Here is a 17,293-nt window from a genome sequence, read left to right on the forward strand (position 1 = left end):
AATTAAAAATCGAGCAGCTTTTCTTCGAGTTGTTCAGCACTGCTTCGCAGTTTATCGAGAAAACGGAGTTTGCGCACAGTGTCTGCCGCCGCGTCCCAGGTCTCGTTGTTCAGTTGCTCCACCATCTGCTGATGGCGGGTATCGAACATGCCCTTCACGCGCGTGATGAAGCTTTCCAGACGCGCTTCGTCTTTGGCCTGTTCAATCTCATCCAGCTCTTCGCGAAGCTCCAGCTGTTCCATCAGAAACGCGGTGTCGCGCACGGTATGCTGTTCACTCGCCAGATCGAAACCGTGGAGCGAGAGCAGATATTCTGCACGCGCCAGCGGATGGCGCAGCGTCTGCCAGGCCTGGTTGATGGTCGCAGAGTGCGATACCGCAGCCAGCTGTTCTGCCTGAGTACCACTGGCGAATTTATCCGGGTGATACTGACGCTGAAGATCCTGAAAACGGATCGTCAGCGCCTGGAGATCAATCGGGTATTGAGCGGGTAGTCCGAAGAGAGTGAAGTAATCCATAACAATCTCAGGGGTAGCCTGTTAGAACAAACCCCACGCGCAGCGGGTAAGCCACGGTGGGGTTTCGGATGACGCGCGGTTAAACGTGGAAGCTTTCGCCGCAACCACACTCGTCTTTGACGTTCGGGTTCGTGAATTTGAACCCTTCGTTCAGGCCTTCTTTAACGAAGTCCAGCTGAGTGCCGTTGAGGAATTGCAGGCTTTTGCCATCGACCACCACCTTCACGCCCTTGTCTTCAAACACGGTGTCGTCAGACGCCGGCTCGTCAACAAACTCCAGTACGTAAGCCATACCAGAACAGCCGGAGGTACGTACGCCCAGTCGCAGGCCAAAGCCTTTACCACGGTTCGCCAGAAAAGAGCTTACTCGCGCGGCAGCGCTGTCGCTAAGGGTAATCGACATACTCAAACCTCAATTATTTTGCTTCACGTTTGCTTTTATAGTCCGCAATGGCGGCTTTGATCGCGTCTTCTGCCAGAATTGAACAGTGAATTTTCACCGGTGGCAGTTCGAGTTCTTCAGCAATATCGGTGTTCTTGATTGCCTGTGCTTCGTCCAGGGACTTGCCCTTCACCCATTCGGTGACCAGGGAGCTGGACGCGATAGCAGAACCGCAGCCGTAGGTCTTGAAGCGCGCGTCTTCAATGATACCTTCATTGTTGACTTTAATCTGCAACTTCATCACGTCGCCACACGCCGGTGCGCCAACCATGCCGCTACCGACAGATTCGTCGCTGTTGTCAAATGAGCCAACGTTGCGCGGGTTCTCGTAATGATCGATGACTTTTTCGCTGTATGCCATGATTGAATTCTCCTTATGTACCGATTAGTGATGTGACCATTCAATGCTGTTCAGATCCACGCCCTGCTTGAACATTTCCCACAGTGGAGAAAGGTCGCGCAGACGGCCGATGGAGTTGCGAACCAGCTTGATGGTGTAGTCAATCTCTTCTTCGGTAGTGAAACGACCTAAAGAGAAACGGATAGAGCTGTGTGCCAGCTCGTCGGTCATGCCCAGCGCGCGCAGCACGTAGGATGGCTCCAGGCTTGCAGACGTACAGGCAGAACCGGAAGAAACGGCCAGGTCTTTCAGCGCCATGATCAGCGATTCGCCTTCAACATAGTTGAAGCTGACGTTGAGGATGTTCGGTGCGCCCTGCTCGAGATCGCCGTTCAGATACACTTCTTCCATATCTTTCACGCCGTCCCACAGACGGTTACGCAGCGTGCGCAGGCGCGCCATCTCGGTTTCCATCTCTTCTTTTGCAATGCGGTACGCTTCGCCCATGCCCACGATCTGGTGAACAGGCAGAGTGCCGGAACGCATGCCGCGCTCGTGACCGCCGCCGTGCATCTGTGCTTCGATGCGGATACGCGGTTTACGACGAACGTACAGCGCGCCGATCCCTTTCGGGCCATAAATTTTGTGGCCGGAGAAGGACATCAGGTCCACTTTCAGCTGGCTCAGATCGATAGGCAGTTTGCCCACGCTCTGGGTCGCGTCAACGTGATAGATGATACCGCGCGCGCGGCACATTTCGCCGATGGTTGCGATGTCCTGAACGACGCCGATTTCGTTGTTGACGTGCATGATGGAAACCAGAATGGTGTCATCACGCATGGCCGCTTCAAGCTCTTTCAGGTCGATGATCCCGTTGCTCTGTGGCGCCAGGTAAGTCACTTCGTACCCTTCACGCTCCAGCTGGCGGCAGGTATCCAGCACGGCTTTGTGTTCGGTTTTGCTGGTGATGATGTGCTTGCCTTTTTTCTGATAAAAGTTGGCTGCACCTTTGATCGCCAGGTTGTCGGATTCGGTCGCACCGGAGGTGAATACAATCTCACGCGGGTCGGCACCCACCAGGTCGGCAATCTGATTACGGGCGATATCAACCGCCTCTTCAGCATGCCAGCCAAAACGGTGTGAACGGGAAGCTGGGTTACCAAAGTTTCCGTCCAGGGTCAGACACTGCATCATTTTCTCGGCAACACGCGGGTCCACCGGCGTGGTTGCGGAGTAATCGAGATAAATCGGTAATTTCATTGCTCTTTAAACTCCGTACATCGCTTCAATGCAAGGAATCAGGCAACCGGCTGGATGTACGACCGAGTACGCGGGGCGTGACCGCCCCGGCCTGATTCTGAAATCTTTATCGTTTTATTACGCGCGCAGTTTGACGTCGATAGCGTCCTGCGCGCGGGTGCTGCGTTGGGAATCCTGACCGTGCTGACGACCAGAGACATCCAGAACTTCCTGGTTATTGACCAGTTCACCCAGGGTAATGTTGTTCAGGAAGCCGGTGAGACGGTCGCTCAGATCGCGCCACAGCGCGTGGGTCAGGCATTTATCGCCGCCCTGGCAGCCACCTTTACCCTGGCAACGGGTCGCGTCAACGGATTCGTCAACTGCGCTAATCACTTCACCAACTGCAATACTGCCCGCGTCTTTACCCAGCAGATAACCGCCGCCTGGGCCACGAACGCTGGAAACCAGTCCATTTTTACGCAGTCTGGAGAACAGCTGTTCCAGGTAAGAGAGGGAGATCCCTTGTCGTTCAGAAATATCAGCCAACGGAACCGGGCCCGCTTCGGAGTTGAGCGCAACGTCCAGCATCGCGGTCACGGCATAACGCCCTTTAGATGTCAGTCTCATGTCTTACTTAACCTCAAACTCGCCCCTGCCCGGGGTTTTTTATTGTAAAATGGGGGTATTGCATAGCAGGGCCAAGTCTGACATTCCTGACTAAAATGGTCAACTATTTACTTGACTGTTTTAGTCAGGTATTTAACCTTCCGTGCCGTTTTACCTGGGTGCGGCCTGATGCCCTGACCCCGGCCCTCTCCCACGGGGAGAGGGAGAAAACAAACCGGCACTACTCTTTATTCTTCTGCTCAATCGACGCCAAAATCCCGCGCAGGATGTTCAGCTCCTGGCTTTCCGGGCGAGCGCGGGTAAACATACGGCGCAGCTTGTTCATCACCTGGCCCGGGTGGCCTTCACGAATAAAGCCGGTTGAGAGCAGCGTCTGCTCCAGATGACCATAGAAGCGCTCAAGATCGTCCACCAGCGGGTAGGCCGTCTCTTCTTTCTGTTCGACCGGTTTCTCCTGCGTCGCCAGCCACGCCATACGCACCTCATAGGCGATAACCTGCACCGCCATCGCCAGGTTCAGCGAGCTGTACTCCGGGTTTGCCGCAATGGCGACGTGATAATGACACTTCTGCAGCTCGTCGTTGGTCAGGCCAACGCGCTCGCGGCCAAACACCAGCGCAACCGGCGCCTGCTCCGCTTCTGAGACGCTTTTCAGGCCGCATTCGCGCGGGTCCAGCATCGGCCACGGCAGCGTGCGTGAACGTGCGCTGGTGCCAACAACAAGGCTGCAGCCGGCCAGCGCTTCGTCAAGGGTATCGACGATCTGGGCGTTGCCGATCACGTCGCTGGCACCGGCCGCCAGGGCGATAGCCTGCGAGTCAGGTTTCACCAGCGGATTAACCAGCCACAGGTTCGTTAAACCCATGGTTTTCATAGCGCGGGCAACGGAGCCCATGTTGCCGGTGTGCGATGTTTCGACCAGCACGATTCGAATGTTTTGCAGCATAATTTTTAATGTCTGAATTCAGCGTCTGAAGAATATTCCGGCATATTATCATAAACGGGAGACATAATCCGATCCCACTGCTATACTCTGCGCCGATTTTCCTGTTCTTTAACATCCAGTGAGAGAGACCGATGCATCCGATGCTGACCATCGCCGTGCGCGCAGCGCGCAAGGCGGGTAATGTAATTGCCAAACACTACGAAACGCCAGACTCCGTAGAAACCAGCCAGAAAGGCAGCAATGATTTCGTGACTAACGTCGATAAAGCCGCAGAAGCGATTATTATCGAAACGATCCGCAAATCTTACCCGCAGCACACCATCATCACCGAAGAAAGCGGTGAACATGAAGGTACCGATCAGGATGTTCAATGGGTTATCGATCCACTGGATGGCACCACCAACTTTGTTAAACGCCTGCCACACTTCTCTGTGTCTATCGCAGTACGCATTAAAGGCCGTACTGAAGTCGCCGTTGTTTACGATCCAATGCGTAATGAACTGTTCACCGCTACCCGCGGTCAGGGCGCACAGCTGAACGGCTACCGTCTACGCTGCAGCAACGCACGCGATCTGGACGGCACCATCCTGGCGACCGGTTTTCCGTTCAAGGCGAAACAGCACGCGACCACCTATATGAATATCCTGGGCAAACTGTTTACCGAATGCGCTGACTTCCGCCGCACCGGTTCTGCCGCGCTGGATCTGGCCTACGTGGCGACCGGCCGCGTTGACGGTTACTTCGAGCTGTCTCTGAAGCCGTGGGACTTTGCTGCGGGCGAGCTGATCGCACGTGAAGCAGGCGCCATCGTATGTGATTTCACCGGCGGCCATAACTATATGTCTACCGGCAACGTCGTTGCGGGTAACCCACGCGTTGTTAAAGCCATGCTGGCCAACATGCGTGATGAACTGAGCGATGCGCTGAAGCGTTAATCCAGTTAGTTAAGCCCGGTGGCGCTACGCTTACCGGGCCTACAAAATCCCTCAGTACGCTAGAAAGGCCGCAATCCCCTTCCCACCGGCACCGCGCTCATCCACATCGTCACTGCCGCCACCAGCAGAATCACTCCGCCCGCCAGCGCAAGCGTTGTCCACCCTACCTGCCGCCACAGCACCGGCGTTTTATTGCCGCTCAGTTTGACCGCCAGCTGACGGAAGCTGTGAACCAGCAGCGCTAAAGACGAAATGGTGAGAGACGTTCCTGCCGCCATCGCCAGCGCAGAGAGCATTCCCCAGCCAAACACGCCAATCACCTTACTGAACAGCAGCACCATGATGGCCCCCGAGCACGGGCGCATGCCCATCGAGAGAACAATCATCAGCCGCGCGCGCCAGTCGTCACCGCTCTGCAACTGTTCCTGCGTGGGCAAATGCTGATGCCCGCAGCCGCAGTTGTCATCATGAACGTGGTGCGGCGTAAAGGTTTTGAATTTCGGTTTTTGCAGCAGCACGCGCAGCTTTTTCAGCGCCCGCCAGCAGAGGATCACCCCCAGCACGCCAACCAGCGCGTAGCTCCCCTTCTCCAGCCAGAAACTGCTCATGTGCAGCTGGCGCGCGGGAAGCTGCAACAGCGAAAGCACGACAACGACGAGCGCAATCGCCACGCTGCCCTGAAGCAGCGAGGAGGCCAGCGTCAGCCCGATACTCGATTTCAGCTTCGACGGATGGGTGGCGAGCCAGGTCGCGATCACTATTTTGCCGTGCCCCGGCCCCAGCGCGTGCAGAACGCCATAGATAAAGCTGAACGCCAGCAGGGATCCGCCCGCTTTGGTCGGGTTCTCCGCCACCGCCTTCAGCAGGCCGCTCATCTGCTGGTTGACCTCACGCTGCCAGACAATACTTTTCATCATCACCTGCGGCCAGGCCTGCCATAGCCAGAGCGAACCGCAAACGGCTAGCAGGAGAAAGAGCGCCAGCGGCCAGAGGTGCAGCCAGCGGCGCGGTTTCCGAACCGGAGAAGAGATCACTGACATTGTAACGTCACCTCCTGCGCGAACTGTTTACCCAACTCCATGTCCTCAGGGGGTGCATCTTCTTTATCAAGCGAGATCGCAAAGTTCAGCGTCTCTTCGCTGGGTTTCGGGGTGTGCACGCCAATTTTGCAGTTTTTTTGCAGAGCGTCCGGCAGCCGTACGTCGCCGTCTTTGTCATAGCGCATGTCGACATAGTAGGTAGGATCAAAGGTAGAAAAGCGGTACGTTTGCCCCGCCAGCGGCTGCGGATGTGCCAGCGGAAGCACAAACGTCAGCACCGCCTGATGCCCGTCACGCGTCATACCGTATTCCGTTGGCCGGTTCAGAAATTTGACCTTCTGCCCGTTGTGCCAGAATTCCGTGAAGTAGTGCTGGCCGAGCACGTTAGCCATCACTTCCGCCGCCAGCTTTTTCCAGATTTCATCGCCAGGCTTCGCGTTTCCCGCATCATAGAGCAGATCGGCCGAGGTGATTTCATCCATCGTCCAGCGCATCTTCAGGCCGCTCAGCTGCGTGCCGTCGGTAACCAGCTCGGTCTGGAGGTCAATAAAACTGTGAGGATGTGCGCTGGCGGTGAAGCTGATAACCGCCAAAAATAACGCCATCGCACTTTGTTTAACTGTTTGCATCAATTCCTCACGTCAAAAATTCTGTGATGTTCCCCAGCAATCCTGAGTGAAAGGCCTGCCGGCGCGCTTTTCAGCGCTCATCCTTTAGCTATTCTTATCAAACATTCACACTGGATACCCGACAGATGATGACGACGCTTGAAATTCCATCTGTGCTTTCCAGTTCGCAGCGCCGCTGCCAGGTGCTTTTGATGCTTTACCTGCCCGATGCTGCCGTCACCGCACAGAGCATAATTGCTGCCAACGGGGTGGACGACGCGATGGCACGGCAAGATATAGCCGAGACGCGCGATGAAATCCAGCGCTATCACCGGCTGGACATCGTCACGCACCACGACGGCAGCTACCGGATTGAAGGCACAGCCCTGAATCAGCGTTTATGCCTGCTGCACTGGCTGCGCCGGGCGCTGCGGCTTTGCCCGCAGTTTGTCTCGCACCAGTTTACCCCCGCATTAAAAACCGCGCTTAAACAACACGGCATTGCGCGGCCGCTTTACGATGATGCGAACCTGCGGGCGCTGATCGGCTTCTGCTCCCGCAAGCTGCAGCGCCAGTTTGAATGCCGCGACGTCCAGTTTTTACAGCTCTATCTGCAATACTGTCTTATTCAGCACCAGCTTGGGAATACGCCACAGTTTTCTCACGTTCAGCGCAGCTGGACCCAGTCGAGAGGGGAGTATTTTACGGCCCAGGAGATCGTGCGTCACTGGAGACGTCGCGTGCCGCAGGGTGCGCACGGGGATGAACAGTTGTTTCTGGCACTGCTGTTTATGATGCTCCGCACGCCCGATCCGGTGCTCGATAAACACCAGCAGGATCAGCGCTTGCGTCGGGCCATCGTGCGCATGGTCGCCCGTTTTCGCTCGCAGACCGGGATGAACTTCAGCGATGAGCAAGGGCTGACCGATCAGCTGTATATCCATCTTGCTCAGGCGCTGGACCGCTCGCTGTTTGAGATCGGCATCGACAATAGCCTGCCGGAGGAGATCCATCGCCTCTATCCCCGGCTGTTACGCACCACAAAGGAAGCGCTGTTTGAGCTGGAAGCGGAGTTTGGGCTGCGTTTTTCTGATGAAGAGATGAGTCTTGTCGCGGTGATTTTCGGCGCCTGGCTGATGCAGGAGACCGATCTGCACGAAAAACAGGTGATCCTGCTGACGGGAGACGATAAAGCCACCGAGGACCTGATTGAACAGCAGCTTCGCGAGCTGACGCTGCTGCCGCTCAACATTCGCTATCTGACGCTGCAGGCTTTCCAGAAAGAGGGGGCACCGCGCGAGGCCGCGCTGGTTATCACCCCCTACCCTACCGTCCTGCCGCTGTTCTCGCCGCCGCTGATACATGCCGTTGAGACATTGAACGCGCAGCAGCAAGAACATATTCGCGCCATGCTGGAATCATAGCGGCGCGCGAGCGGCCACTTTAGGGCGCACAACGATGGCGGGTAAGGCGACCAGCGCCATTACCCAGAAGACGCCATGCCCCAGATGCTGGTAAAGGAACCCCGCAAATACCGTCATGATCGCGATACTGCCCCCCATTGCAACCGCCGAATAGACGGCCTGCAGGCGAATAACGTCTCCGCCCTCGCGCGCAGCGATATAGCGCATCGCCGCCAGATGGCACACGGTAAAGGTGCCGCAGTGAAGGATTTGCGCCACTATCAGCCATGGCAGATCGGTCGTCCAGCCCATAATCCCCCAGCGCGCCACGCCGCACACGGCGGAAAGCAGCAGCAGGTCTCGCGCGCCAAAGCGGCGGAACAGCTTCTTGCTCAGGGCGAAAATAATGACTTCGGCCACTACCCCCAGCGACCACAGATAGCCCACTGCGGAAGCAGAATATCCCGCCCCCTGCCAGTAGATGGCGCTGAAGCCATAGTACGCCGCATGCGCCCCCTGAAGCAGACAGACACACGCCAGAAAACGCCAGCTCTGGGCCACCAGGCTCCGCCAGGCGGGCCAGCCTGCGCTCTCCTGATGGCGGCTTTCCCCTTGCGGCATCACCGACGGACGCAGCAGCATGCCCAGCAGCATTGAGGCAATACCGATACTCAGCAGGGCGAGAATGGCGCGGTAATCGTAAAGGCTGACCAGTTTACCCACCAGCGCAGAGCCAATCACAAAGGCAATAGAGCCCCACAGGCGCACGCGGCCATAGTCCATGGTGATCTGCTTTTGCCAGGTGTTCGCCAGGGCATCCGTTAGCGGCACCAGCGGTGAGAAGAACAGGTTAAAGCCGACCATCACCACCATCAGCCAGGCAAACTGGTGGCTGACCCAGAAGCAGGCAACAAAGACCAGCGTCAGCAGAGCAAGAATACGCACGGCCTTGATCAGCAAGGAGGGATCGCTGACGCGCGGGGCAATCAGCAGGCTGCCGAGGAAACGCGCCACCAGCCCGGCCCCCAGCAGGACACCGATGGTCTCAGGAGTCAGGCCGATACCCTTGAGCCAGACGCTCCAGAAAGGCAGAAAAATACCGTAGCTAAAGAAATAGGTGAAATAACTGAGCGCCAGCCAGCGCGTGGAATGCAAGACCATGAATCCCTCCCGAAATCGAGGCCATAGTCTGGCGTTAAATCAAAGCCTGCGCAAGCAACTATTAACAAGTGAATAACACGCACATTTTACAGGGCCATGGCGGCCCTGCGAAACGTCTAGCGTACAAAGACCTGATTAATGCGTTTGGAAACCAGGAAGTAGGGGATCCAGATCGATGCGCCAACAATGGAGGAAAGCGCATTGCGAATATCAGCCGTATCCAGCCTTGCGTCGAAGAGCCAGGCAGGTATGCCCACAAAATAGAGCATAAAGACAACGCCCATTAAATAGTAGGGAATGATGATCTTACGGATACCCGACTTTCTTTTAAAGAAATACCAGCCTGCGGCCGCGGTCAGTGCCACATCAATTATCATTACCGCGATACCCACGGCACCAAACAGGTTAATTCCCCCTGACTGGAAAAAGTGGAACATCGCCGCAAAGTAATTCCATGCTCCAATGGGCGTCATGATGAGGTTAATCACCAGGCCCGCCGCCGGAAGATAAAGCAGCCCGTTAATTTTCTTTTCATCTGCACGCTCACAATGATTACACAGCCCGGATTCTTTATTTGCCTCTTCTTGCTGACATGATATGCACTGCATAAATTTCCCTTGCCTAAGAAAAGAGACAATTTTACACGAAGTCTGAATTTAACATCACGCGAACGCCTGATTTATGAAGAAAAACTGAATGGAAGACTATGGATTTGTGTATTAATTTTAGATTGGGTCCCCTGAAAAATGAGCCAGCTATGAACACTCTACGTTATTTCGATTTCGGTCAGTCACGTCACCTGCTGCTGCTGATTGGCCGCATCGCGCTTGTCGTGCTGTTTATTATCTTTGGTTATCCAAAACTGACGGGGTTTAGCGGCACCGTGCAATATATGACCTCGCTGGGTGCGCCGATGCCCATGCTGGCGGCCATTATTGCGGTGGTAATGGAAGTGCCTGCCGCTATCCTGATCGTCCTGGGCTTTTTCACCCGTCCTCTCGCGGTACTGTTTGTATTCTATACCCTCGGAACCGCGGTGATTGGGCACCACTACTGGGATATGACAGGTGATGCGGTCGTGCCGAATATGATTAACTTCTATAAGAACGTCAGTATTGCTGGCGCCTTTATTTTGCTGGCGATTGTCGGACCTGGAGCCATTTCCCTCGACCGGCGTTAAGCCATAAAAAAAGGCCGCAAGCGCGGCCTTTTTTATTTCTGCCAGGCAGAGGAATTATGCGTAAACCGGGAAGCGTGCGCAGATATCCAGAACTTTACCTTTGACGCGCTCGATAACCGCTTCGTCATTGATGTTGTCCAGAACGTCACACATCCAGCCAGCCAATTCTTTCACTTCCGCTTCTTTAAAGCCGCGGCGAGTTACGGCCGGAGAACCGATACGGATACCGGAGGTCACGAACGGGCTCTTCGGATCGTTTGGCACGCTGTTTTTGTTCACGGTGATGTTGGCGCGGCCCAGGGCTGCGTCAGCTTCTTTACCGGTCAGGTTCTTATCAACCAGATCCAGCAGGAACAGGTGGTTTTCAGTACCGCCGGATACCACTTTGTAGCCACGGTTCAGGAACACATCCACCATCGCTTTGGCATTCTTAGCAACCTGCTGCTGATAAACCTTGAACTCAGGCTCCATCGCTTCTTTCAGCGCGACCGCTTTTGCCGCGATAACGTGCATCAGCGGGCCGCCCTGCGCGCTTGGGAATACAGCGGAGTTCAGTTTTTTGTACAGCTCTTCGTCACCGCCTTTCGCCAGGATCAGGCCACCGCGTGGACCCGCCAGGGTTTTGTGGGTGGTGGTGGTCACAACGTGAGCGTGTGGAACCGGGTTCGGGTAAACGCCAGCGGCAATCAGGCCCGCAACGTGCGCCATGTCGACGAACAGGTAAGCACCGATGCTGTCCGCGATTTCGCGCATTTTTGCCCAGTCAACGATACCGGAGTAAGCAGAGAAGCCACCGATGATCATCTTCGGTTTGTGCTCTTTAGCCTGCTTCGCCATGTCTTCGTAGTCAATTTTACCGGACTCATCAATACCGTAAGGGATGATGTTGTACAGTTTGCCGGAGAAGTTAACCGGGGAGCCGTGAGTCAGGTGGCCGCCCTGCGCCAGGTTCATACCCAGAACGGTATCGCCCGGCTGCAGCAGCGCGGTGTATACCGCGAAGTTAGCCTGAGAGCCAGAGTGCGGCTGCACGTTTGCGTAGTCAGCGCCAAAGAGTTCTTTCGCACGGTCGATAGCCAGCTGCTCAACGATATCAACGTACTCGCAGCCGCCGTAGTAGCGTTTGCCCGGGTAACCTTCAGCATATTTGTTAGTCAGCTGAGAACCCTGCGCCTGCATGACGCGCGGGCTGGTGTAGTTTTCGGAGGCGATCAGTTCGATGTGCTCTTCCTGACGTACTTTTTCCTGCTCCATAGCCTGCCACAGTTCGGCATCATAATCGGCAATGTTCATTTCACGCTTTAACATCCGCATCTCCTGACTCAGCTAACAAGTAAATTTTGGCCTGAAAAGGCAGTCCTGTTGGACGACGGGCAACAGTATAACTGATTAGTTCTGTGATAACAGGTCTTGACAAACGATTTTACGCAAACGTTTTCCTACCCGCCACGCAAGGGTTTGAGGAATAAAGCTCTCGCTCTTTCCAGCGGATTTCTTTTCAGGTTTGTGATGCATATTTTTCATCTTGCAAAGAACCATTTACAACGCAGGGGTATTTTTTATAAGATGCATTTAAAATACATCATTAAAGTCACATCAGAAGGATGCGCTCATGCTCGACGCTCAAACCATCGCTACCGTTAAAGCCACCATTCCCCTGCTGGTGGAAACCGGCCCTAAACTCACCGCCCATTTCTACGATCGCATGTTCACGCACAACCCGGAGCTCAAGGAAATTTTCAACATGAGCAACCAGCGTAACGGCGATCAGCGCGAAGCGCTTTTCAACGCCATCGCGGCCTACGCCAGCAATATTGAAAACCTGGCGGCACTGCTGCCCGCGGTGGAAAAAATCGCGCAGAAGCACACCAGCTTCCAGATCCAGCCCGAGCAGTACAACATTGTGGGTGGCCACCTGCTGGCAACGCTGGACGAGATGTTCAGCCCGGGCCAGGAGGTGCTGGACGCGTGGGGGAAAGCCTACGGCGTGCTGGCAAACGTGTTTATCAACCGCGAAGCGCAGATCTACAGCGAAAATGCCAGCAAGAACGGCGGCTGGGAAGGCACGCGCGCCTTCCGCATCGTTGAGAAAACGCCGCGCAGCGCGCTGATTACCAGCTTTGAATTTGAGCCAGTGGACGGACAGCCGGTTGCCGATTACCAGCCGGGCCAGTATCTGGGCGTGTGGCTGAAGCCTGAAGGTTTCCCGCATCAGGAGATCCGCCAGTATTCTCTTACCCGCAAGCCAAACGGCAAAGGCTACCGCATTGCGGTGAAGCGTGAGGACGGCGGTCAGGTATCCAACTGGCTTCACAGCGAAGCTAACGTGGGCGACGTGGTTCATCTGGCCGCGCCGGCGGGCGATTTCTTCATGGCCGTTGAAGCGAATACCCCGGTTACGCTGATCTCTGCGGGCGTCGGCCAAACGCCAATGCTGGCGATGCTTGATACGCTGGCGAAAGCCAACCACGGTGCGCAGGTCAACTGGTTCCACGCTGCGGAAAACGGTGACGTGCACGCCTTTGCTGATGAAGTGAAAACGCTCGGGGCGTCCCTGCCGCGCTTCACCGCGCACACCTGGTATCGTCTGCCGACGGATGCAGACCGCGCGGCCGCACGATTTGACAGCGAAGGTCTGATGAATTTAAGCCTGATGGAAGGGGCGTTTAGCGCGCCGGACATGCAGTTCTACGTCTGCGGGCCGGTGACGTTTATGCAGTATGCCGCGAAGCAGCTGGTGGAGCTGGGTGTGAACAAAGACAACATTCATTATGAATGTTTCGGGCCCCATAAGGTGCTGTAATGAAAAAGCCCCTCGTTCGAGGGGCTTTTTTTTCGCCGGGTGGTTGCACCTTACCCGGCCTACAAAACCATTGGCATTGTTAAATCGCGGCGTCGTCTTCTTCGCCGGTACGGATACGGATCACGCGCGCCACGTCAAAGACGAAGATTTTACCATCGCCGATTTTGCCCGTCTGCGCCGTGCGGATAATGGTATCCACGCAGGTATCAACGATATCGTCGCTGACCACGATTTCAATTTTTACTTTCGGCAGAAAGTCGACCATGTACTCTGCGCCACGGTAAAGCTCGGTGTGGCCCTTCTGACGACCAAAACCTTTCACTTCCGTCACGGTCATCCCGGTGATGCCGACTTCCGCCAGCGCTTCACGCACGTCATCCAGTTTGAAAGGTTTAATAATCGCATCAATCTTTTTCATGGTGGGTCCTTAAACTCTTGCCTGTAAGCTGCCTCGTAATCGATTGCTCACAGTACCATACGGCATTACTCTTTAAAATCGTTTGCTTCCAGCTCGTGGCGCGACAGCAGCTTGTAGAACTCGGTGCGGTTGCGTCCGGCCATGCGCGCCGCGTGGGTCACGTTGCCTTTGGTGATCTGCAATAGCTTGCGCAGATAGTTCAGCTCAAACTGATTCCGCGCTTCCGCAAACGTCGGCAGGGCCGTGTTTTCCCCTTCCAGCGCCTGCTCCACCAGCGCATCGCTGATCACCGGTGAGGAGGTCAGCGCCACGCACTGCTCAATCACGTTCACCAGCTGGCGCACGTTACCCGGCCAGCCTGCGGCCATCAGCCGCTTCATCGCGTCGGTGGAAAACGCGCGCACGAATGGTTTATGGCGATCGGCCGCCTGGCGCAAAAGATGGTTCGCCAGCAGCGGAATGTCTTCCGCACGCTCCGCCAGCGCCGGGATCTTCAGATTCACCACGTTCAGACGGTAGTAGAGATCTTCGCGAAACTCGTTGCGGGCCATCACTTTTGGCAAGTCGCGGTGGGTAGCGGAAATAATGCGTACGTTAATATCAATGTCGCGATTGCTGCCCAGCGGGCGAACTTTTCGCTCCTGCAATACGCGCAGCAGTTTGACCTGCAGCGGCGCGGGCATGTCGCCAATCTCGTCCAGGAACAGCGTGCCCCCTTCCGCGGCCTGGAACAGCCCTTCCCGGCTGCTCACCGCGCCGGTGAATGCGCCGCGGGCGTGACCAAACAGTTCAGATTCGAGCAGCTGTTCCGGAAGCGCGCCGCAGTTAATGGCGATAAAGGCGTTTTTACTGCGCGGGCTGGCGTTATGGATCGCCTGCGCCAGGATCTCTTTCCCGGTTCCGCTCTGGCCGTTGATGAGCACGCTGACGTCGGACTGCGCCACCATCCGGGCCTGTTCAAGCAGACGCAGCATAATGGGGCTGCGGGTGACGATGGACTCCCGCCACGCTTCATCCCCCGCCGGGGCGGCGTGTTCCAGCGCGCTGTCGATAGCCTTATAAAGCGCGTCTTTGTCCACCGGCTTGGTCAGGAAGCTGAAGACCCCCTGCTGCGTCGCGGCAACCGCATCCGGGATCGACCCGTGCGCCGTCAGGATAATCACGGGCATACCCGGCTGCTGCTTCTGGATCTCCGCGAACAGCTGCAGGCCATCCATTTCGTCCATTCGCAGGTCGCTTATCACCAGATCGATTTTCTCGCGGCTGAGGATCTTGAGCCCCTCCAGCCCGCTTTCAGCGGTGACGACGCTGTAACCTTCGCTCACCAGACGCATCCCCAGCAGCTTTAACAGTCCGGGATCGTCATCCACCAGTAAAAGATGGGCAGGTTTACGGCTCGTCATGCTTCACATCCTCTTGTTTTGGCGTATCGCTGTCCGGTGCAGCGGATGAACTCCCCGGCTGATATTTACGCGACGAGAGCTGCCTTTCGATATCCGTCAGGTTTTCCAGCTTGCGCGTCGTGGTATCCAGCTGCGTACGTAAATGTTGCTGCTGTTGACGCAGCGTATCAAGCTCGCTGTCGGTTGACTGCTGCAGCTTGCTGTAGCGGGAGCGCTCTTCAGACAGCTGAAGCTGTAATGTCTGCCCATCGCGCCAGAGCTGGTATACCGGGCGTACCTGCACAGGAAGATTGACTACAAACGTGTCCAGCCGGGTGACATTGACGCGGCGTTCAACGGGAGTGATTTTCGCATCTGCGAGTAAAATCCCGCGCTTGAAAGCGTCCTGCCAGGTGTCGTCATCCAGCATCGCCGCCTTCGAGCGGGCGTCTACCGGCGCAAGACGCTGGGCGCAATCTATTCCGCGCAGCCAGAACAGCGGGTTGCTTTCAACGTCATGTCCTGACAGGTTCCAGATGTCGTCGCAGCGGGTTGAGAGGAAATCTGCCAGCTGGTTATCGGGCCATTTATCTTCTTGTTTATCGCTAATTGCACTTTGTGGCGCATGGGAAACACACCCTGCCAGAAACAAACAGGGCAGGCTCAGGCGAAGCGTGTTGCAGGAAAACACCGCGCGTACGGCGCGGAAAAAAACGTGTGACATACTCACCAGACATAGATTCATTTTATTGATTTTTCCGGCTCACGGGCAGTTCGATACGGAAGCAAACATCTGAACGTTCGTCCGCGGCAATGTTTAGCTCACCCTGCATGCGTCGTATGCAGTCCCGGGCGATGCTCAAGCCCAGACCGCTTCCTTTAACCGCGCCTTTCCGCTGATGACTCCCCTGGAAAAAGGGTTCGAAGATCATGGTTTTTTCGTCATCGGGGATCGGGGAGCCGGTGTTTGCGACGTCAATAAACACCCGTGAACCATTCGTATTACTTCGGATATAAATGTTACCGGATTCAGTACCATAGTGCACCGCATTGGAGTAAAGATTATCCAGAACGCTCATCAGCAGCATGGGTTCAGCCAGGCACGCAGGCGCATTCAGCTCAACGCCGGTATGCATCATTTTAGCTCTTGCTGGCAAGCTGTGGGCGGAGATCACCATATCCACCAGCGGCTCAATTTCAACGTTTTCCAGTACGACCGCCCCGTCAGCCAGCTTGCGGTTGTAATCCAGCAGTTGCTCAATCAGCTTTTGCAGATTGCGGCTGCTGTTATCCAGGATCTCGACAATTTCTTTCTGTTCTGGCGTAAGGGGCCCGGCCACTTCGTCCGCCAGCAGCTCCGTCCCTTCGCGCATGCTGGCCAGCGGCGTTTTAAGCTCATGAGAGATATGGCGCAGGAACTGATGGCGCTGTGATTCGAGCCACGCCAGGCGCTCGGACAGCCAGATAATGCGCTGGCCTACGGATCGCAGCTCGCGGGGACCTTTAAAGGCTACCGTATCCCCGAGCGATTTCCCCTCCCCCAGACGGTTGATCATACGCTGAATACCCTTCACCGGGCCGATGATCATGCGGGTAAAGAGCAGAACCAGCCCCAGGCTCACCAGGAACAGCACCAGCGCCTGCCAGCCAAAGAACTGGCCACGCTCGGCAATCTCCTGCTGGAGCTGCTGGCCGCGAGAGAAAATCACCGCGCGCGTTGACTGCACCATCTCGGTGTTGGCGCTGGCAAATGCTTCGAGGCGCGCGGCGGCGGCGGCATCCGGGCCGCTGTTGCTGCACTGCAGCTGCGCGAGATCGTTCAAATCCTGACGTAACGCCTGATACAGCTTGTCATCAGGCAAGACCCCCGCGTGAGCGTCCAGCATTTCGCTGTAGCGTTTACGCTGACTCTGATAAACCTTTTCCAGCGTCCGATCGTCAAGCACGCAATACTGACGATAGCTACGCTCCATCTCCAGCGCGGCGTTGGTCATTGCTTCACTGCGTCTGGCGTCGATGAGCGTCGTGCGGTTGGTCAAAGCCGCCTGCGCGCTCAGCGCGTTCAGGCTTTGCCACGCCTGCCAGGCAAGGATCAGCAGCGGCAGCAGGATCAGCAGGAAGGCCATCATGACGAGCTGCCGCAGGGAGCGGGGGAAAACGGGCCAGCGTTTCAACGCATTACTCTCTTAATGGGGATTTACGCAGAGCGTAACTGAGTCTGCCCTTCAGATACAACAAAGCCGGGTAA

At 56.1% G+C, this 17,293-nt stretch carries 19 protein-coding genes; 4 read left to right on the top strand and 15 right to left on the bottom strand.

The annotated features are described in order from the left end of the window. Window positions 1–2: 2 nt before the first annotated feature. The 6 genes from hscB to trmJ form a co-directional block, all read right to left on the bottom strand. Complete coding sequence (gene hscB / locus INF68_RS09550) at window positions 3–518, bottom strand: co-chaperone HscB (RefSeq protein ID WP_048976602.1); 516 nt, start codon at window positions 516–518, stop codon at window positions 3–5. Between the two features lie 79 nt (window positions 519–597). Continuing rightward, window positions 598–921 carry an iron-sulfur cluster assembly protein IscA gene (gene iscA, locus INF68_RS09555; protein WP_003860659.1) on the bottom strand — a complete coding sequence of 108 codons (324 nt, stop codon included), beginning with the start codon at window positions 919–921 and terminating at the stop codon, window positions 598–600. Window positions 922–934: 13 nt separating this feature from the next. Then, window positions 935–1,321, bottom strand: coding sequence for a Fe-S cluster assembly scaffold IscU (gene iscU, locus INF68_RS09560; RefSeq protein ID WP_003860661.1), 387 nt, complete (start codon window positions 1,319–1,321; stop codon window positions 935–937). 24 nt (window positions 1,322–1,345) lie between these two features. Continuing rightward, on the bottom strand, window positions 1,346–2,560 hold the full coding sequence (gene iscS, locus INF68_RS09565) for a cysteine desulfurase (RefSeq protein ID WP_008502157.1): 1,215 nt from the start codon (window positions 2,558–2,560) through the stop codon (window positions 1,346–1,348). A 117-nt stretch (window positions 2,561–2,677) separates the two neighbouring features. Further along, window positions 2,678–3,169, bottom strand: a complete 492-nt coding sequence (gene iscR, locus INF68_RS09570) for a Fe-S cluster assembly transcriptional regulator IscR (protein WP_023308826.1) — start codon at window positions 3,167–3,169, stop codon at window positions 2,678–2,680. A 220-nt stretch (window positions 3,170–3,389) separates the two neighbouring features. After that, window positions 3,390–4,115 carry a tRNA (cytosine(32)/uridine(32)-2'-O)-methyltransferase TrmJ gene (gene trmJ / locus INF68_RS09575; protein WP_029741152.1) on the bottom strand — a complete coding sequence of 242 codons (726 nt, stop codon included), beginning with the start codon at window positions 4,113–4,115 and terminating at the stop codon, window positions 3,390–3,392. A 131-nt stretch (window positions 4,116–4,246) separates the two neighbouring features. On the opposite strand from trmJ, the gene suhB reads away from it, so the two are divergent. Further along, on the top strand, window positions 4,247–5,050 hold the full coding sequence (gene suhB / locus INF68_RS09580) for an inositol-1-monophosphatase (RefSeq protein WP_023308828.1): 804 nt from the start codon (window positions 4,247–4,249) through the stop codon (window positions 5,048–5,050). Between the two features lie 59 nt (window positions 5,051–5,109). On the opposite strand, the gene INF68_RS09585 is transcribed toward suhB, so the two are convergent. After that, window positions 5,110–6,090, bottom strand: coding sequence for a nickel/cobalt transporter (locus INF68_RS09585; protein WP_126787287.1), 981 nt, complete (start codon window positions 6,088–6,090; stop codon window positions 5,110–5,112). Then, window positions 6,081–6,719, bottom strand: a complete 639-nt coding sequence (locus tag INF68_RS09590; RefSeq protein WP_045399603.1) for a DUF1007 family protein — start codon at window positions 6,717–6,719, stop codon at window positions 6,081–6,083. Before INF68_RS09590 ends, INF68_RS09585 begins: the two co-directional genes overlap by 10 nt. Window positions 6,720–6,844: 125 nt before the next feature. Between INF68_RS09590 and csiE the strand changes: the two genes are divergently transcribed. Beyond that, on the top strand, window positions 6,845–8,122 hold the full coding sequence (gene csiE / locus INF68_RS09595; protein WP_023308831.1) for a stationary phase inducible protein CsiE: 1,278 nt from the start codon (window positions 6,845–6,847) through the stop codon (window positions 8,120–8,122). On the opposite strand, the gene INF68_RS09600 is transcribed toward csiE, so the two are convergent. Next, complete coding sequence (locus INF68_RS09600; protein ID WP_039263750.1) at window positions 8,117–9,262, bottom strand: 3-phenylpropionate MFS transporter; 1,146 nt, start codon at window positions 9,260–9,262, stop codon at window positions 8,117–8,119. The two genes, csiE and INF68_RS09600, sit on opposite strands and share 6 nt — an antisense overlap. 116 nt (window positions 9,263–9,378) lie before the next feature. After that, on the bottom strand, window positions 9,379–9,870 hold the full coding sequence (locus INF68_RS09605) for a DUF2569 domain-containing protein (RefSeq protein WP_126787288.1): 492 nt from the start codon (window positions 9,868–9,870) through the stop codon (window positions 9,379–9,381). 149 nt (window positions 9,871–10,019) lie between these two features. On the opposite strand from INF68_RS09605, the gene INF68_RS09610 reads away from it, so the two are divergent. After that, a complete protein-coding gene (locus INF68_RS09610) occupies window positions 10,020–10,442 on the top strand; it encodes a DoxX family protein (RefSeq protein WP_109845507.1) in 423 nt (140 codons plus the stop codon). 54 nt (window positions 10,443–10,496) lie between these two features. Here INF68_RS09610 and glyA read toward each other — a convergent pair whose 3' ends face one another. Further along, the gene (gene glyA, locus INF68_RS09615) at window positions 10,497–11,750 is read right to left on the bottom strand and encodes a serine hydroxymethyltransferase (RefSeq protein ID WP_126787289.1); all 1,254 of its coding nucleotides are present in this window, start codon (window positions 11,748–11,750) and stop codon (window positions 10,497–10,499) included. A 304-nt stretch (window positions 11,751–12,054) separates the two neighbouring features. Between glyA and hmpA the strand changes: the two genes are divergently transcribed. Then, window positions 12,055–13,245 carry an NO-inducible flavohemoprotein gene (hmpA, locus tag INF68_RS09620; protein ID WP_045355303.1) on the top strand — a complete coding sequence of 397 codons (1,191 nt, stop codon included), beginning with the start codon at window positions 12,055–12,057 and terminating at the stop codon, window positions 13,243–13,245. A gap of 79 nt (window positions 13,246–13,324) precedes the next feature. Here the strand turns inward: hmpA and glnB are convergent, their stop codons facing one another. From glnB to qseE, 4 genes are all read right to left on the bottom strand, one after another. Further along, window positions 13,325–13,663, bottom strand: a complete 339-nt coding sequence (gene glnB / locus INF68_RS09625; RefSeq protein WP_003860685.1) for a nitrogen regulatory protein P-II — start codon at window positions 13,661–13,663, stop codon at window positions 13,325–13,327. A 65-nt stretch (window positions 13,664–13,728) separates the two neighbouring features. After that, a complete protein-coding gene (gene glrR / locus INF68_RS09630; protein WP_023308835.1) occupies window positions 13,729–15,066 on the bottom strand; it encodes a two-component system response regulator GlrR in 1,338 nt (445 codons plus the stop codon). Next, entirely contained in the window at window positions 15,053–15,790 is a 738-nt protein-coding gene (qseG, locus tag INF68_RS09635; RefSeq protein ID WP_023308836.1) for a two-component system QseEF-associated lipoprotein QseG, read from the bottom strand. Before qseG ends, glrR begins: the two co-directional genes overlap by 14 nt. 1 nt (window position 15,791) lies before the next feature. Next, window positions 15,792–17,219 carry a two component system sensor histidine kinase QseE/GlrK gene (gene qseE, locus INF68_RS09640; protein WP_023308837.1) on the bottom strand — a complete coding sequence of 476 codons (1,428 nt, stop codon included), beginning with the start codon at window positions 17,217–17,219 and terminating at the stop codon, window positions 15,792–15,794. Between the last annotated feature and the right edge of the window lie 74 nt (window positions 17,220–17,293).

Origin of the sequence: Enterobacter cloacae complex sp. P16RS2, assembly GCF_014982155.1 — a bacterium.
In the GTDB taxonomy this organism is placed as follows: Bacteria; Pseudomonadota; Gammaproteobacteria; order Enterobacterales; family Enterobacteriaceae; genus Enterobacter; species Enterobacter cloacae_M.

Coding starts and splice junctions, on each gene's coding strand:
- hscB (WP_048976602.1), bottom strand. CDS start 518: ATGGATTACTTCACTCTCTTCGGACTACCCGCTCAATACCCGATTGAT.
- iscA (WP_003860659.1), bottom strand. CDS start 921: ATGTCGATTACCCTTAGCGACAGCGCTGCCGCGCGAGTAAGCTCTTTT.
- iscU (WP_003860661.1), bottom strand. CDS start 1,321: ATGGCATACAGCGAAAAAGTCATCGATCATTACGAGAACCCGCGCAAC.
- iscS (WP_008502157.1), bottom strand. CDS start 2,560: ATGAAATTACCGATTTATCTCGATTACTCCGCAACCACGCCGGTGGAC.
- iscR (WP_023308826.1), bottom strand. CDS start 3,169: ATGAGACTGACATCTAAAGGGCGTTATGCCGTGACCGCGATGCTGGAC.
- trmJ (WP_029741152.1), bottom strand. CDS start 4,115: ATGCTGCAAAACATTCGAATCGTGCTGGTCGAAACATCGCACACCGGC.
- suhB (WP_023308828.1), top strand. CDS start 4,247: ATGCATCCGATGCTGACCATCGCCGTGCGCGCAGCGCGCAAGGCGGGT.
- INF68_RS09585 (WP_126787287.1), bottom strand. CDS start 6,090: ATGTCAGTGATCTCTTCTCCGGTTCGGAAACCGCGCCGCTGGCTGCAC.
- INF68_RS09590 (WP_045399603.1), bottom strand. CDS start 6,719: ATGCAAACAGTTAAACAAAGTGCGATGGCGTTATTTTTGGCGGTTATC.
- csiE (WP_023308831.1), top strand. CDS start 6,845: ATGATGACGACGCTTGAAATTCCATCTGTGCTTTCCAGTTCGCAGCGC.
- INF68_RS09600 (WP_039263750.1), bottom strand. CDS start 9,262: ATGGTCTTGCATTCCACGCGCTGGCTGGCGCTCAGTTATTTCACCTAT.
- INF68_RS09605 (WP_126787288.1), bottom strand. CDS start 9,870: ATGCAGTGCATATCATGTCAGCAAGAAGAGGCAAATAAAGAATCCGGG.
- INF68_RS09610 (WP_109845507.1), top strand. CDS start 10,020: ATGAACACTCTACGTTATTTCGATTTCGGTCAGTCACGTCACCTGCTG.
- glyA (WP_126787289.1), bottom strand. CDS start 11,750: ATGTTAAAGCGTGAAATGAACATTGCCGATTATGATGCCGAACTGTGG.
- hmpA (WP_045355303.1), top strand. CDS start 12,055: ATGCTCGACGCTCAAACCATCGCTACCGTTAAAGCCACCATTCCCCTG.
- glnB (WP_003860685.1), bottom strand. CDS start 13,663: ATGAAAAAGATTGATGCGATTATTAAACCTTTCAAACTGGATGACGTG.
- glrR (WP_023308835.1), bottom strand. CDS start 15,066: ATGACGAGCCGTAAACCTGCCCATCTTTTACTGGTGGATGACGATCCC.
- qseG (WP_023308836.1), bottom strand. CDS start 15,790: ATGAATCTATGTCTGGTGAGTATGTCACACGTTTTTTTCCGCGCCGTA.